A 731-nucleotide genomic window follows, 5' to 3' on the forward strand; every position below is an offset into this window, starting at 1 on the left:
GATCAGCATGCCGCGGTGAATACGTTCCCGGGCCTTGTACACACCGCCCGTCACACCACGAGAGTTTGTAACACCCGAAGTCGGTGAGGTAACCTTTTGGAGCCAGCCGCCTAAGGTGGGACAGATGATTGGGGTGAAGTCGTAACAAGGTAGCCGTATCGGAAGGTGCGGCTGGATCACCTCCTTTCTAAGGAAGATTTACTAAAACGTTTGACACGTCGAAGTTTTGTTCAGTTTTGATGGTTTAACCATCAAAACTTTTTGTCTCTAACGAGACAAATGATTGTTCTTTGAAAACTAGATAAAGATAAATTGATAGTCAAGAAATTACCGAGTATCGCCATTTTAGGTTTTAAACCTTAATTAGTAAGTGATCAAATTTTGATTTAGTAGCGAGAAGGTCGAGGAAGCGAAGGAGTGAACACCGGAGCGCACTTAGCGTGCGTGAGGATGTGAACGACTGAAGCTGACGAAGAGATTCGAAGCTGATAAAGCAAAATTTAGGTTAAGTTATGAAGGGCGCACGGTGGATGCCTTGGCACTAGGAGCCGACGAAGGACGGGACTAACACCGATATGCTTTGGGGAGCTGTAAGTGAGCTTTGATCCAGAGATTTCCGAATGGGGGAACCCATTGTTCGTAATGGAACAATATCCTTACTTGAATACATAGAGTATGGAAGGCAGACCCAGGGAACTGAAACATCTAAGTACCTGGAGGAAGAGAAAGCA

General features: G+C 45.4%; 2 rRNA genes. Both read left to right on the top strand.

The features are described from left to right. Positions 1 to 187: ribosomal RNA gene (locus AM506_RS21710) — 16S ribosomal RNA — on the top strand; the annotation flags it as partial. 316 nt (positions 188 to 503) lie between these two features. After that, positions 504 to 731 (top strand): 23S ribosomal RNA (locus AM506_RS21715); the annotation flags it as partial.

Source organism: Rossellomorea vietnamensis (assembly GCF_001305855.1).
Lineage (GTDB): Bacteria > Bacillota > Bacilli > Bacillales > Bacillaceae_B > Rossellomorea > Rossellomorea vietnamensis_A.